The sequence below is a fragment of the Streptomyces sp. NBRC 110028 genome (assembly GCF_001417735.1).
Taxonomy (GTDB): Bacteria; Actinomycetota; Actinomycetes; order Streptomycetales; family Streptomycetaceae; genus Streptomyces.
In genome coordinates this window covers 269,784-283,961 of record NZ_BBUZ01000024.1, presented here as the reverse complement: position 1 = coordinate 283,961, position 14,178 = coordinate 269,784, and the positions used below count along the sequence as shown (strand labels likewise).

General features: G+C 73.8%; 10 protein-coding genes. 3 read left to right on the top strand and 7 right to left on the bottom strand.

Going from position 1 to position 14,178, the window contains the following annotated elements; genetic code table 11:
- Window position 1: 1 nt before the first annotated feature.
- The 4 genes from ASC60_RS10550 to ASC60_RS10535 are packed head-to-tail and all read right to left on the bottom strand — an operon-like array spanning window position 2 to window position 4,227.
- A complete protein-coding gene (locus ASC60_RS10550) occupies window positions 2–790 on the bottom strand; it encodes a glucose 1-dehydrogenase (protein WP_055549263.1) in 789 nt (262 codons plus the stop codon).
- Window positions 787–2,391: an FGGY family carbohydrate kinase gene (locus ASC60_RS10545; protein ID WP_055549261.1), complete on the bottom strand. Its 1,605-nt coding sequence runs from the start codon at window positions 2,389–2,391 to the stop codon at window positions 787–789. The genes ASC60_RS10550 and ASC60_RS10545 overlap by 4 nt, the downstream gene beginning before the upstream one ends.
- Window positions 2,378–3,349 carry a transketolase family protein gene (locus ASC60_RS10540; protein ID WP_055549259.1) on the bottom strand — a complete coding sequence of 324 codons (972 nt, stop codon included), beginning with the start codon at window positions 3,347–3,349 and terminating at the stop codon, window positions 2,378–2,380. Before ASC60_RS10540 ends, ASC60_RS10545 begins: the two co-directional genes overlap by 14 nt.
- Complete coding sequence (locus ASC60_RS10535) at window positions 3,346–4,227, bottom strand: transketolase (protein WP_055549256.1); 882 nt, start codon at window positions 4,225–4,227, stop codon at window positions 3,346–3,348. Before ASC60_RS10535 ends, ASC60_RS10540 begins: the two co-directional genes overlap by 4 nt.
- A gap of 190 nt (window positions 4,228–4,417) precedes the next feature.
- On the opposite strand from ASC60_RS10535, the gene ASC60_RS10530 reads away from it, so the two are divergent.
- From ASC60_RS10530 to ASC60_RS10520, 3 genes are all read left to right on the top strand, one after another.
- A complete protein-coding gene (locus ASC60_RS10530; RefSeq protein ID WP_055549254.1) occupies window positions 4,418–5,245 on the top strand; it encodes an inositol monophosphatase family protein in 828 nt (275 codons plus the stop codon).
- Between the two features lie 62 nt (window positions 5,246–5,307).
- Entirely contained in the window at window positions 5,308–6,714 is a 1,407-nt protein-coding gene (locus ASC60_RS10525; protein ID WP_199830935.1) for an NAD(P)/FAD-dependent oxidoreductase, read from the top strand.
- A 242-nt stretch (window positions 6,715–6,956) separates the two neighbouring features.
- Window positions 6,957–7,754: a CPBP family intramembrane glutamic endopeptidase gene (locus ASC60_RS10520; RefSeq protein ID WP_234356880.1), complete on the top strand. Its 798-nt coding sequence runs from the start codon at window positions 6,957–6,959 to the stop codon at window positions 7,752–7,754.
- Between the two features lie 72 nt (window positions 7,755–7,826).
- On the opposite strand, the gene hemC is transcribed toward ASC60_RS10520, so the two are convergent.
- Genes hemC through ASC60_RS10505 form a run of 3 tightly spaced genes read right to left on the bottom strand, consistent with a single transcriptional unit; the run spans window position 7,827 to window position 14,135 of the window.
- Window positions 7,827–8,762 (bottom strand): hydroxymethylbilane synthase, encoded by a 936-nt coding sequence (gene hemC, locus ASC60_RS10515; protein WP_055549248.1) that lies wholly within the window; start codon window positions 8,760–8,762, stop codon window positions 7,827–7,829.
- A gap of 30 nt (window positions 8,763–8,792) precedes the next feature.
- On the bottom strand, window positions 8,793–13,103 hold the full coding sequence (locus tag ASC60_RS40695) for an SAV_2336 N-terminal domain-related protein (protein ID WP_267892787.1): 4,311 nt from the start codon (window positions 13,101–13,103) through the stop codon (window positions 8,793–8,795).
- 36 nt (window positions 13,104–13,139) lie between these two features.
- On the bottom strand, window positions 13,140–14,135 hold the full coding sequence (locus ASC60_RS10505; protein WP_055549246.1) for a MoxR family ATPase: 996 nt from the start codon (window positions 14,133–14,135) through the stop codon (window positions 13,140–13,142).
- Window positions 14,136–14,178: the final 43 nt, after the last annotated feature.

The window sequence follows — 14,178 nt, the reverse complement described above, 5'->3', positions numbered from 1 at the left end:
GCTAGTTCATGAACATCCCGCCGTCGACGTTGATCGTCTGGCCGGTGATGTATTCCGCCTCGTGGGAGGCGAGGAAGAGCAGCAGGTTGGCGATGTCGTCATGGGTGCCGGCGCGTCCGAGGGGGATGCCCGCGATCCACTCGGCCATCAGCTCCCCGGGGGCGTAGTCGCCGAGCAGCCGGCCCCACGCGCGGTCGTTGTAGTCCCACATCTCGCTGCCGACGATCCCGGGGCAGTAGGCGTTGACCGTGATCCGGTCCCCGGCCAGCTCCTTGGCCAGGGACTGGGTGAGGCCGACCACCCCGAACTTGCTGGCCGCGTAGTGCGGTGTGTAGACGAACCCCTGCCGCGCCTGTCCCGAGGCCGCGTTGAGGATGCGCCCGCCGCGTCCGTAAGCCCGCATGGCGGCCGCCGCGGCCTGTGCGCACAGGAAGGTGCCGGTGGTGTTGACGGCGAGGACCTTCTGCCAGTCGTCCAGGGTCAGGTCCTCGAGCCTGCTGATGGTGATGACGCCCGCGTTGTTGACCAGGACGTCCAGCCGTCCCCATGTGGAGTCGGCGAGCGCGAAGGCGCGGGCCACGTCCTCGGGCGAGGTGACGTCCGCCCGGACGCCGAGGGTACGGGTGCCGCTGTCGGCGGCCAGTTCCGCGGCCGCGTCCTCGACGGAGGCGGCCGCGTCCACCAGCAGGACATCGGCGCCCTCGCCGGCGAATCGGGCGGCGATCCCGAGGCCGATACCGCGCGCGGCCCCGGTGACCACGACGCCCTTTCCCGCGTATCGCATGGTCATGACGCTCCTTGGGCGGCCGAGGGCTCGGGTGTTTCAGGCGGTGCGGCGGTGGCCCGCGGCGGGGGTGCCGGGAGGTGGCCGTGCTCCTCGCCGGAGCGGCCTTCCTCCTCGCCGGTCCGGCCGTCGTCGCAGGGGGCGGCCTGGAGGCGGGCGCGTCGCACCGCTGTGTGCCAGTGCGCGAGCCGCCGGGCCCGGGCGGTCTCGTCACCGGTCGGCGCGTAGCCCTCCCGGGGGCGGGCCAGCCGTTCCAGGGCGGCCCGGTCCCACACCCCGCGGGTCAGCCCCGCGAGGTGGGCGGCGCCGAGGGCCGACAGATCGCGGGCCAGGGCCCGTTCGACGGTCCGCCCGCTGGTGTCCGCCTGGAGGCGCATCAGCACCGGGTTGCCGGTCGGCCCGCCGTCCGCGAGCAGCCGGGTGACGGGGCCGGTCTCCCGCTCGACCGCCGCCACCACGTCCTCGACCTGGAACGCGATCGACTCCAGCGCGGCGCGAGCGAGGTGCCCGGCGTGGGTGCCCAGGGTGAGCCCGCTGATCAGGCCCACCGCGTTCTCGTCCCACCAGGGGGCGCCCAGCCCGCCGAAGGCGGGGACGACGACCACGCCCTCGCTGCTGTCCGCGGCCAGTTCCGCCAGTTCGGCGGGGTCGCGGCCGAGCACGCCCGCCAGCCAGTTCACGGTGGCTCCGGTGGAGCGGACGTTTCCCTCCACCGCCCAGGTCGGGGTACCGCGGGTCTGCCAGGCGACGGTCAGGCACAGCCCGGAGGAGACCCGGGTCGCGGAGGGGACCACCGCCATCACCGAGGACCCGGTGCCGTAGGTCGCCTTGACCGTCCCCGGCGCCCATCCCGCGTGGGCGAACAGCGCGGCGTGGGAGTCGCCGAGCACCGCGGTGACCGGCACTCCGTCGGGCAGCGGCGCGAGCCCGCGGGTACCGGGGAACGGGCCCTGCGACGGTACGACCTGGGGCAGCACCTCCGGCGGTACGTCGAAGATCCGGGTCAGCCGCCGGTCCCAGGTACACCGGCGCACGTCGAGCAGCTGGGTGCGCGCGGCGTTGCCGATCTCGATGAGATGGGCGCCACCGAGCTTGAACAACAGCCAGGAGTCGACGGTGCCCAGGCACAGCTCGCCCGCACGGCTGCGGCGCCGGTCGGGGTCGTACCGGTCCAGCAGCCAGGCGGCCTTCGGGGCCGAGAACATCGGGTCCAGCGGCAGCCCGCTGACCTCGCGGACCAGATCCGCGTGGGGCACGGCCCGCAGCAGCGCCGGATCGCCCGCGGTGCGCTTGTCCAGCCAGCTCACCAGCGGACTCAGCGGCTCCCCGGTCGCCCGGTCCCACAGCAGCAGCGACTCGCGTTGGGTGCTCAGCCCGATGGCGGCGACGCGCGAGGCGTCCTGGCCGTCGAGGCACGCGGCGACGGCCCGCCCGCAGCCGGTCCAGATCTCCTCCGGCGACTGCTCGACCCAGCCAGGGGACGGGGTCGACAGACCCAGCGGGGCCGAACCGCGGGCGACGATGTCTCCGCGCCGGTCGACCAGCACCGCCTTGGTCGCGCTGGTGCCCTGGTCGATGGCGAGGACGAGCGGTTCAGCGCTGCTCATGGGACAGCAGCTCCCGGACGGCGACGGCGATGCCGTCGGCGGTCAGACCGAAGTGTTCCAGCAGGAAGGAAGCGCTGCCGGTGGGCGCGAACCGCCGGTGCACTCCCAGGATCCGCATGGGCACCGGACGGTTCTGGGCGACGACGCTGGCCACCGCCGCCCCGAGCCCGCCCGTGGTGGTCGCCTCCTCGGCGGTGACGATGCCCCGGGTCTCGCGGGCGGCGCGCAGCACCGCGTCTGTGTCCATCGGCTCGACGAAGGTCATGTTCAGCACGCGGACGCCGATGCCCTCCGCGCGCAGGGTCTCGGCGGCGGTGAGCGCCCGGGAGACCATCGTGCCGACGGCCATGACCGTCACGTCGTCCCCGTCGGTGAGCTGGAGGGAGTGCCCGGGGCGGAACGGCGCGTCCTCGGGGGTGACGGCGGGGATCTTGAACCGTGGGATGCGCAGGTAGACCGGGCCGTCGTGGGCGGCTGCCCAGCGTACGGCGGCGCGGGTCTGGGCCGGGTCGGCCGGGACCGCGACGGCCAGGTCGGCGATGGCCCGCATCCACGACAGGTCCTCGATCGAGTGGTGGGTCGGCCCCAGCTCCCCGTACGCCATGCCGGGGCTCTGGCCGCACAGGATGACGGGCAGTCCGTTGTAGGCGGCGTCGGTCTTGATCTGCTCGGTGGCCCGGCCGGTGAGGAACGGGCCCGCCGCGCTCACGAAGGGGATGAGCCCGCCGTTGGCCAGCCCGGCCCCGACGCCGACGAGGTCCTGCTCGGCGATGCCGACGTTGATCAGGCGATCGGGGTACAGCTCCCGGAAGCGCACCAGGTTGCTCGATCCCACGGAGTCGTTGCAGACGGCGACGACGCGCGGGTCCTCGGCGGCCAGGGCGATCAGTTCCTCGGCGAAGGCCTGGCGGCAGTCGTAGGTCCGGGCGGTGTTCTCGGGTATGAGTCCGGCGGTCATCGGCTCAGCTCCTCCAGTGCGGTGCGCACCTGGCCGTCGTCGGGCACTTTGTGGTGCCACTCGACCCGGTCCTCGATGAACGACACACCCTTGCCCTTGACGGTCCGCGCGATCACCGCGACCGGTCGGCCGGTGGGGGAGGGGCGCAGCGCGGACAGCAGTCCCGCGTGGTCGTGGCCGTCCACCTCGCGCGCCTCCCAGCCGAAGCTGGTCCACTTCTCCGCCAGCGGCTCCAGGCGCTTGGTCTCCTCGGTACCGGCGCCCTGCTGGAGGCGGTTGCGGTCGACGATCGCGGTGAGGGAGCCGAGGTCGTAGTGGGCGGCGGTCATGGCGGCCTCCCAGTTGCTGCCCTCCTGCAACTCTCCGTCGCCGAGGACGACGTACGTGCGGTAGGAGCGGCCCGAGAGCCTGGCGGCCAGGGCGCAGCCGACCGCGACGGGGAACCCGTGGCCCAGGGGCCCGGTGTTGGTCTCGACCCCCGGGACCTTGGTCCGGTTCGGGTGGCCGTTGAGCGCGGAGAGCGGGGCCATGAAGGTGGACAACTCGGACACCGGGAAGTAGCCGCAGTGGGCGAGCGTGGCGTACAGGGAGGCGGCGCAGTGCCCCTTGCTGAGGATGAACCGGTCGCGGTCGGGGTTGCGGGGCTGTGCGGGATCCACGTCGAGCACCCGCCCGAAGAGGGTGACGAGGATGTCGGTCACCGACAGGTCGCCACCGATATGGCCGAGTTGTGCCTTGTCGATCATGCGCACCACGGTCCGGCGCACCTCGGCGGCCAGTTGCCGGAGCTCGCGGACCTGTTCGTCCGGGGTTTCGTCGGCGATGCGGCGGCGGCGCGCCCGGAACCGTTCGGCGCCGGCTGGGTCTGTGCTGAGCATCTGAACGTCCTTGGCGTGAATATTTATTCACTAGTGAATTGTGTTGCCTGGAACGTAGGTCGTGTTTCAGCCAGGTGTCAATGGGTTACGCAGGGGTCCTTCGCGGCTCCCCGGGAACGGTTCACGCCGATGCCATCGTCCGGCCGCCGCCGGGTCACCGGTTGTCGGCGGCGCGTGATTCGATGACCACATGTTCGATGACTTTCTTGCCAGTGGTCTCTCCGAGGTGGAGCAGGCGGTGCGCACGGCGGCCGCGGCGGAGATCATGCCGCGCTACCGGCAGCTCGCCGCCCACGAGATCGTGGAGAAGAAGGGCCCGCACGACCTGGTGACCACCGCCGACCGGCAGGCCGAGGAGCATCTGACCGCCTCGCTCACCGCGCTGCTGCCCGGTTCGGTCGTGGTGGGCGAGGAGGGCGTGCACGCCGATCCCGGCCTGCTGAAGCACCTCGGCGGCGAGGCGCCCGTGTGGATCGTCGACCCGGTGGACGGCACCCGGCAGTTCGTCCACGGCGACCCGGGCTTCGCGACCCTCGTCGCCCTCGCCCACCACGGCGAACTCCTCGCCTCCTGGACGTACGCCCCCGCGCAGGACCTGATGGCCGTCGCGCGCCGGGGCGGCGGCGCCGTGCTGAACGGGGAGCCCATCCGCGCCGGGGTCCCGGAGCCCGGCAAGCCCCTCGAAGTGGCCATCTCCCACTACGACTTCACCACCGACCCGGAGAAGCGCGCCCTGGCCGGACTGCAAACGGAAGGCGTGGCACCGCGCCCCTGCGGTTCGGCGGGTCTGGAGTATCTGAACATCGCCCGCGGGCGGCTCGACGCGATCGCCTTCACCTGGGAGAACGCCTGGGATCACGCCGCCGGGCTGCTGCTGGTCGCCGAGGCGGGCGGGGCGAGCGCCACGCTCGCGGGCGAGCCGTTCCGTATCGCCGGGGGCAACGCGCTGCCCTTCACGGCGGCGCGGAACGAGGCGGCCGTACGGCATATCCTGGGCCTGCTGGCCGCCGCCGGCTGAGTGGATCCACCGGTCCCGGAGGGCCGGGCCCGGGCGACGAGGAGGAGGCCGACGTGCCGTCGATGCTCGACGCGGTAGTGGTGGGTGCCGGTCCGAACGGCCTGACCGCGGCGGTCGAACTCGCCCGCCGCGGCTGCGCGGTGGAGATCTTCGAGGCCGCCGACGCGATCGGCGGCGGCTCCCGCACCGAAGAGCTGACCCTGCCCGGCTTCCGGCACGACCCCTGCTCCGCCGTGCACCCCCTCGCCATCGGCTCCCCGGCGTTCGACCGGATGCCGCTCGGCCGCCACGGCCTGGAGTGGCTGCACCCCGAGCTGCCGCTCGCCCACCCCTTCCCCGACGGCAGCGCCGCGGTGCTGGCCCGCTCGGTCGGCGAGACCGCCCGGTCGCTCGGCCCGCGCGACGCGGGCGCGTACCGGCGGCTGGTCGCGCCGTACGTCGGCAACTGGGCCACCTTCGCCCCCGATGTGCTGCGCGCCCAGTGGGACGGGGTGCCGCGCGACCCGCTGACCTGGGCCCGCTTCGGGCTGAACGCCGTCCTGCCGGTCTCCCTCCTCAGCCGCCGCTTCCACGGCGAGAAGGCGCGGGCCATGCTCGCCGGGCTCGCCGGTCACGCCATCGCGCCCACCAGCGCCCCGGCCACCGCCGGCCTGGCCCTGATCTTCGCGGTCGCGGCCCATGCGGTCGGCTGGCCGATCCCGCGCGGCGGCTCGCAGTCGATCGCGGACGCGCTCGGCTCGTACCTGCGCGAACACGGCGGGGTCATCCACACCGGCGTGGAGGTCAAGCGGCTCGACGAGCTGCCCCCGGCCCGCGCGTACGTCTTCGACACCTCACCGCGCGCCCTGGCCCGGATCGCGGGGCTGGGCAACGTCTACCGCCGGTATCGCTACGGGCCCAGCGCCTTCAAGATCGATTACGCCCTGGACGGCCCGATGCCGTGGACCGCGCCGGAGGCCCGCCGCGCCGGGACCGTCCACATCGGCCCGACCGCGGGCGAGATCGGCACCGCCCTGCGCTCCGCCTTCGACGGCCACCCCCCGGCCGTGCCCTTCCTGATCTCCGCCCAGCCCAGCCTGGTCGACCCGGCCCGGGCCCCCGAGGGCAAGCACACCTTCTGGGTCTACGGCCACGCCCCCAGCGGCTGGACGGGCGACCTCACCGACGCCATCGAGCGCCAGCTCGACCGCTTCGCCCCCGGCTTCCGCGACCTGGTGCTGGCGCGGGCGGTCGCCGGGCCCCCCGAGATCGCCGCCCGCAACGCCAACTACATCGACGGCGACATCGCCTGCGGCGCCTTCGAGGGTCTGCAGTCCGTCATCCGCCCCCGGCTCGCCCGCGTCCCCTACGTCACGCCCCACCCCGCGGTCTTCCTCTGCTCCGCCGCCACCCCGCCGGGCCCCGGCGTCCACGGCATGTCGGGCCACCACGCGGCCCGCGCGGTCTGGCGGCGGCTGCGGGGCAGGTAGGAGCGGACCGACGCCCTGATCGGCACGACGTCGAGTACAGCCTGCTGTACCCGCTTTCGGGGCGCTCGCTGCAATGATTCGGCGGCGCGCCAGTGGTCGGATGAGAACTCCTCAACCGATCCGGCCAAAGGCTCGCCATGACCATGCGGACACACCCGACGCCTTCACAGGGGCAGGCACCCGGCACAGCACACAGCGGTGCGCGAAGCGCCCTGGGGCGGTACCCCCTGACCTCGTTCTTCGTGCTGGCCTACACACTGAGCTGGCTGGCCTGGACACCCTACGTGCTGTCCCGGAACGGCCTGGGAATCTGGGATTTCACCTTTCCCGGTGGGCAACTGGGCAGCCAGCTCACCGGCGTTCTGCCGGGCGCCTACCTCGGCCCGATATGCTCGGCCCTCCTGATCATCACGCGGACCGAAGGGCGTGCCGGACTGCGCGTCTGGCGCAAGCGCATGACCAACTTCCGCGCCCCTTGGCTCTGGTACGTCCTGGTGGTCCTCTCGGTCCCGGCAGCCCTCACTCTCGCCACCGTCGCCGTCTCCGGCGAGAGCCCGGCCATGCCGTCCACGGTGGTGCTCGTCGCCTTGTTGCCCGGCCTGCTGCTGCAGATGGTCACCACGGGCCTGGCCGAGGAGCCGGGCTGGCGCGAGTTCGCCATGCCCCGGATGCAGCACCGGTACGGACCGGTGAACGCCACCCTCATCGTCGGGCCGCTGTGGGGCGCCTGGCACCTCCCGCTGTTCCTCACCGAATGGGGCGGCGGCCCGGCCGACAGCGTGCTGGTGCCTGTTGAATTCCTGGTCACCGTGGTCGCGTTCAGTTTCGTGATGACCTGGGTGTTCAACCGCACCCACGAAAGCATGCCGCTGGTCATGCTGGTCCACACCAGCGTCAACAACTTCATCTCCGTGGCCTGGTCGGACGTGTTCCCGTCGGTTGACGCCGATGACGCCGCCCACGCCTTCCTGCTCGGCTCGGTGGTGGCGGCCGTCATCCTCGTCGCCACGACACGGGGCAGGCTGGGAACGACCCCGTAGGGTCAGGACGTCCGGGTGAGCAGGTCCCGCCGGCCACGGACCTGCTCACCGCGCACGGCGAATCCGCCCGCCTCAGTGCGGGATGCGGTCGATGACCTCGCGCGCGCCCTGCCGCAGCAGCGCCACCGCGACCGACGTCCCCAGGGTGGCCGGGTCCAGCGGGCCCGCCCACTCGTGGGCGTCCAGCACCGTCTTGCCGTCCGGGCTGAAGACCCGGGCGCGCAGCGACAACCGCCCGTCGCGCTCGGCCTTGGCGTAGCCCGCGATGGGCGAGTTGCAGTGTCCCTGGAGCACGTGCAGCAGCATCCGCTCGGCGGTGATCTCCTTCCACACGTCCGCGTCACCGAGCCCGGCGACCGCCTCGATCGTGGCGGTGTCGTCCTCCCGGCACTGCAGCCCCAGCACCCCGGCACCGATCGGCGGGCACATCGTCTCCACGGGAAGGATCTCGCTGATCACGTCCGCGCGGTCGATCCGCTCCAGCCCCGAGACGGCCAGCATCAGCGCGTCGCAGTCGCCCGCCGCCAGCTTCTCCAGCCGCCGGTTGGCGTTGCCGCGCATCGGAACGCACGTCACGTGCGGGTGGGTGACGGCCAGTTGGGCGACGCGCCGCACCGATGAGGTGCCGATCCGGGTCCCCTCCGGCATCCGGTCCAGCGTCAGCCCCTCGGGATGGATCACGGCGTCCCGGATGTCGTCCCGCTTGAGGTACGCGGCGAAGACCGTGCCCGCGGGCAGCGGCCGGTCGGCGGGCACGTCCTTGATGCAGTGCACCGCGAGGTCCGCCTCGCCCGCCAGCAGCGCGGCGTCCACCTCCTTGGTGAACGCGCCCTTCCCGCCCAGCTTCGACAGATCGCCCATCCACCGGTCGCCGGAGGTGGTGACCGGCACGACCTCCGTACGGATGCCCGGCCGCAGCGCGGCCAGCTCGGTGCGGACCCGCTCGACCTGGGCGAGGGCCATGGGGGAGGAACGGGAGACGATGCGGATGAGTTCGGCGGACGACATGGCGTAGAGGATAGGCCCTCCGCGAGGGCGCTATGGTCCGGCCCCGGGGAACCCCTCCGCGACCAGCGCGGCAAGGTCGACGTACGCGTCGCGGGTCTTGGGGGCGAGCTGTTCGAGGTCGATCTCGCCCTGGGCGGCCACATGAGCGTCGTACGGTACGACGACCACGCCGCGGCAGCGGGCCCGGTACTCCTCGACCAGGTCCTCGCTCGGCCCGGTCCCGGTCTCGCTCGGCGTCGTGAACACGGTGATGGCGTGACGCGCCAGGTCCGGGTGGCCGTCCCCGGCCAGTCGGCTCAGGATGGTGTGCGCGCTCCTCGTACGGCCCTCGGACGGGGAGGTGACGATGATCAACTGGTCGGCGAGGTCGACCACTTCGCGCCTGCGGGTGTGGAGATCATCGGCGGCCCAGTCGGTGAGGATGAGCGGATAGAACCCGCTCAGCGCCTCGATGACACGGCGGTACTCCTCGTCGGTGAGCGCGTCCCTCCCCGCGAGGACGTCGAGCCCGGACGGCAGCCGGGTGGTGTAGTGCCGGATGGACTGATGGACCAGCATCGGGCTGTTGTGCGCCAGATCACGGACGTTCGCCGTGGTCTCATGCCGGATACGGCGACTGAGACTGTTGCCGAAGGTGGCCGCGTCGACCGCGAGGACGTTGCCCTGGCGCTCGACCGCCAGCGTGGCGCCGAGCGCGAGCGTCGTGGCGGTGCTTCCGATCTCGGCCCGGCGGCCGATCACCGCGACGCGGTGGGCGGCCGTCAGCGGCGTGCGGATCAGGTCCGTCCTGCGTTGCCGCTCGGCCTCACGGGCCCTTGCGCCGAAGCGGAAACGGGACGCCACGCGGCGGGGGCGGGCCGGAGAGACGGGGGCGGGTGCGGCCGTGTCCGGTGCCTCGTGTGGGACTTGGGTGTCCGAGGGACCGATGTCGTACGGATAACTGTGGGGCACGGACGGCAGGCACTGCACGAACACGTCCGCCACGTGCCCCGCCGTCGGGCGTCGTTCGGGGCGTTCGTCGAGGCACGCGCCGATGATCGCGAGCAGCTGGGGTTCGCGCCACAGCGCGTCCGTCTGGCTGAGCCGGGCTGTCGGCTGCGCGTCGCTGACGGCGCGGAGGATCTCGCCCAGGGCGTAGATGTTGTCCGCGCGGGTGGGAGCCTTCGGGCTGCGGACGTTGTCGAGGGACGCGTCCGTCCAGCCGATCAGCTTCACCGTACGGCCGACGACGAGCACGCTGTCCGCTGTCAGCCTCCTGAGCACGATGCCCTTGAGCGCGCACATGTTCACCGCCTCGGCGAGGCGCAGGCCGATGGTGGCGGCGTGCACGGGGTCCAGCCGGGGGCCGCCGCCGGTCAGGAACGAGGACAGCGGCGGGGCCGGGGAGCCGTCGGGGAGGGAGACGCACTCCGTCACGATCCAGGGCGGGGTGTGGTGGAACGCCCCGGCGATCCACCGGGGCGCGTAGTGCCCGGACATCCGCCGCAGCGCCTCCACCTCGGCGCGCAGGTGCCGCTCGGCCTCCGGGGCGGTGCGGATCACCACATCGCGGGACCTGCGCTCGTCACGGGCCAGATAGACGTCGTAGCCGCCGCTGCCGCCGAGCCTGCGGTAGCTCTGGTACTCCGCGAACGACGGCAGACCACTGCTCGGTTCAAAACCGTCGGCGGACGACGTCGACCGTGGTGGTGCCGTGGTCAGATCCGCGCCGCACGCGTCGCAGAAACGGTCGCCCGCTTCGAGGGGGTTGTCGCAGAGCGAGCAGACGTCGCCCCTCGCGGCGAGCCGGAGGCGCCTCTTCGGCGCCCTGGGGGCGTCCGGCCGGAACTCCGTGAGGAATTCCCAGACCTGCCGCGCGGTGTGCTGTCCGGGCCTCTCCCGGCACGACATCACCAGGGCGCGCACGGGCTCCCAGACGGCGCTGCTCCAGCGCGGCATGAAATACAGCCCCGGGCCGGGCCGACGCGTCCGCGCCCCGCCGCCGAGCCACAGCAGGATGTCGCCCAGCGCCCTGACGTTGTCCTCGGCCGTCGGCGCACGGTCCCCGAGGAACGCCGGGGACGGCACACCGTCGATGCAGGCCGATGACCAGCCGGTCAGGAGAATGTCCTCACCGGCGACATGCACGGTGCTGACCGTGAGGTCACCGTGCGCCATATCCGCCTCCCCGCACAGGCGCACCGCGTCCGCGACCTGGCGGGCGAGCGCGAGGGCGGTATGCCCGTCCCAGTGCTCGGGGCCGGTACGGAGGGCATCGTCCAGCCGGTCTCCCCACTGCTCGGCATCGCCGCGCAGGACGTAGTCCAGTCGTTCCCCGACGAAGGGCTCCTCCGCCAGCCACGGAACGTCGTCGTCCAGGCCCTCGCGCAGCAGGCGGCGGGCGTAGCGCCCGTCCATCCGGCGCAACGCCTCCACCTGCACGTTCAGCAGGGCGACGGAATCCTGCCCGCGTACTCGGCGGGCGGTCTGGACGACGGCCTGCGCACCGTAGGCGTCCTGGCCCAGATAGGGCGTGAGCCGCGCTCCCGGTGGTCCGGCCATCGTCAGCCGGTACGGGCCGATCGCGCGTGGATCGCCGGGTTCCAGGCGGCGCCAGTGCTGCGCCGCCGCACGGGTCGCGAACGCCGAGGGCAACGGCGGTGGCGCGCCCAGCCGGGCCGCGAGCCGTCGTTCCACCGTGCTGAAGGGGCGGGCGCCGGGTGGGAGGCGGTCGGTGCCCGCCGTGTGCGCCAGCCAGGCCGGGAAGTCGGGGGAGCGGCCCGCCAGTTCCTCAAGCCGCCGCCCGATCGTCCGGCTGGTGGCGACCAGTTCGGCCAGCGGCACCGCGCCCAGCAGCGCCTGCTGGGCGGCGTCGGTGAAGGCGAAGGGCCGGTGCTCGGGCGGCAGCGGGTCCGGGCCCGCCGAGGCGGGCGGCGGGGCCGGGCGCATCAGCCCGCCGAGGAACACCTCGGCCAGCCGCCCGGTGTCGGACCGCCCGTCCACCGCTTTCTGCACCATCCGCATCACCGGCACCGGCAGCGGGGCCACGGCGGACAGATGGGCCGCCAGACGGTACGCCTCCGGGGACGCCGCGTCCCGGAACAGCTGGACGCGGCCCAGCTCATCGGCCGGGGAGGGGGCCGGGCGGGACGCGGGGGCCACGGGCCCGCCGCGCGGCGGGGCCAGCAGGGGCAGGACGGCGGTGCCGCTCGCGGAGGCGATCAGCCGGGCCCAGTCGGCCAGCGGCGCGGCCTCCGGTTCCAGGACGGGCACGGGCACCCCGTCGAACCGGGCCAGGGCGGTGGGCAGCACCGGGTCGGCGACCGCCCAGTCCGCGTTGGCCGAACCGGGCCTGCGGGTCCGTACCTGCCAGCGCCGCGTCCGGATGCCGGAGCTGTCCCACAGCCGGGGCGGCAGGGCGTGCACGACGGCGGTGGGCCCCACCCCCGCCCAGCGGGCCAGCACCTGGGCCATCCGCCCGTCGCGCCACGCGGACCCCACCCCGTCGCTCACCACCAGCACCAGCGTGTGCCCCGACGGGTCCGACAGCGCCGTCGTGGGGAGGCGGGGCGCGTCCGGGTCGTACGGCCGGGTACGCAGCGCGGGGGCCTCGGCGCCGCGGGTGTGCAGGCCGAGGACCCGTACGACGCGGAAGGCGCCCGAGCGCTGCAGCACCGTGCGCAGCTCGACGGCCAGCCGCCGCCACAGCAGCATCGACGTGCCGTCGTCGACGACGAGCGCGAGGTCGAGCCAGCGCTCGCGGGCGGGGCGGGTGACCACATCGGGCAGACCGGTCTCGGCGAGCGCCGCCGCGGTGGCGACCTCGTCGAACTCCCGCTTGAGCGGATTGGGGCGGTGCTGCTTGAGCGGGCGCAGGGCGCGTCCGATGGACAGTTCGTGGTGCAGCGCCTTGTCCTCGGGCACGCGCAGCGGCAGCCCGCGCCGCGCCTCGGGGGACTCGGCGTCCGGGCCGGGCCCGCCGGGGGTGTGGCCGCCGCCGTAGAGGCCGCGCAGGGCGCGGTCGGCGGGGCGGCGGTCCGGACGCGGACGCGTCGGCGGTGCTTCGTGCGGCTGCGGCCGAGGAATCGGCGGGGTGTCCTGCGGCGGGGCCCCGGTCCGCGGGGCGGGGCCGGGCGGTGTGGTGGCGGCGGGCACGGCCGGGGTGGCGGGAGGACGCGCGGGCCCGGGGCGCGCGTCGGGCAGGGCGCCCCCGTGGCGCGCCGCCGGGCGCTCCAGGGGCGCCCCCTCGGCGTCGCTCTCGGGCAGCCGCCCGGCCAGCCAGAGGGCGTCGAGCAGCTCCTCCCGGGACATGTACACGCCCCCGGAGGCGAGGACCGTGATGGCCTCGTCAAGCCGTTCCAACCGCCGTTCCAACCGCCCCGCGCCGCCGCCCATGGGTCACACCGCCCCGCCCAGCCGGTGCAGCACGGCCTCCAGCAGCCCCTCGCCCGTCACGTCCACCCCGCCCGATCGCAGGAACACCGCGTTCAGCAGCTGGTCGGTGGCCAGCTCGCGCGCCGAGCGCCGCCGCAGGAAGACCTCCAGGAGCTGATCCACCTCTTCGAGCGCTTCCTCCCCCAGATGCGCGGTGACGATCGCCCGCAGCCGCTCCTCGTCGGGTGTGGGCAGCTCCAGCCGTACGCAGCGGCGCAGGAAGGCGGGCGGGAAGTCGCGCTCGCCGTTGCTGGTGATCACCACGACGGGGAACTCCTCGCACGCCAGCCGGCCCCGCCGTACCGCGGCCCGTTCGCCCGGCCGTTCGGTGAGCACCTCCACCACCGACTGGTCCTCCGGCAGCCGGGCCAGCTCGGGGATCTCGAACTCGCCCTCCTCGAACACCGTCAGCAGGTCGTTCGGCAGGTCGACATCGCCCTTGTCGAGTTCGTCGACGAGCAGCACCCTGGGCCGCATCCCCGGCACCAGCGCGGTGCCCAGCGGGCCGAGCCGTACGAAGCTGCCGATGTCGGGTTCGGCCTCGTCGCGGTCCCGGCTCAAGGTCGTCTCGCGCAGCCGCCCGATCGCGTCGTAACGGTAGAGCGCGTCCTGCACGGTGGAGCGGCTGTTGACCGGCCAGCGCAGCACCTCGCCCAGGCCCATTTCGTGCGCGACCGCCCGCGCGAGGGACGACTTGCCGGTGCCCGGGCTGCCGGTGACGAGCAGCGGACGGCGCAGATGCAGGGCCGCGTTGACCACGTCCGCGTGCTCGGGCGAGATCAGATACGGCGACGGCCGGGCCGGGCCGGGCGCCGCGGACTCCCGCTCCTCGCCGGTCGCGGCGCCGCCGGTCGCGGCGCTGCCGAAGCGGCGCCACGGCGGGGCGGGCGGCATCTCCACCCGCCGGGGTACGCCGTCCCCCCGGAACAGCCGCCAGCCCTGCTGCTCCCGTGCGTTCATCGGGGAACCTCCCTTTCGGTCCGCCTCAGCGGACATCGCGCGC

Excerpts from the sequence above, each read along its gene's own strand:
- ASC60_RS10525 (WP_199830935.1), top strand. The coding sequence starts at position 5,308 with ATGCTCGACGCGGTAGTGGTGGGTGCCGGTCCGAACGGCCTGACCGCG.
- ASC60_RS10550 (WP_055549263.1), bottom strand. The coding sequence starts at position 790 with ATGACCATGCGATACGCGGGAAAGGGCGTCGTGGTCACCGGGGCCGCG.
- ASC60_RS10545 (WP_055549261.1), bottom strand. The coding sequence starts at position 2,391 with ATGAGCAGCGCTGAACCGCTCGTCCTCGCCATCGACCAGGGCACCAGC.
- ASC60_RS10530 (WP_055549254.1), top strand. The coding sequence starts at position 4,418 with ATGTTCGATGACTTTCTTGCCAGTGGTCTCTCCGAGGTGGAGCAGGCG.
- ASC60_RS10540 (WP_055549259.1), bottom strand. The coding sequence starts at position 3,349 with ATGACCGCCGGACTCATACCCGAGAACACCGCCCGGACCTACGACTGC.
- ASC60_RS10505 (WP_055549246.1), bottom strand. The coding sequence starts at position 14,135 with ATGAACGCACGGGAGCAGCAGGGCTGGCGGCTGTTCCGGGGGGACGGC.
- hemC (WP_055549248.1), bottom strand. The coding sequence starts at position 8,762 with ATGTCGTCCGCCGAACTCATCCGCATCGTCTCCCGTTCCTCCCCCATG.
- ASC60_RS10535 (WP_055549256.1), bottom strand. The coding sequence starts at position 4,227 with ATGCTCAGCACAGACCCAGCCGGCGCCGAACGGTTCCGGGCGCGCCGC.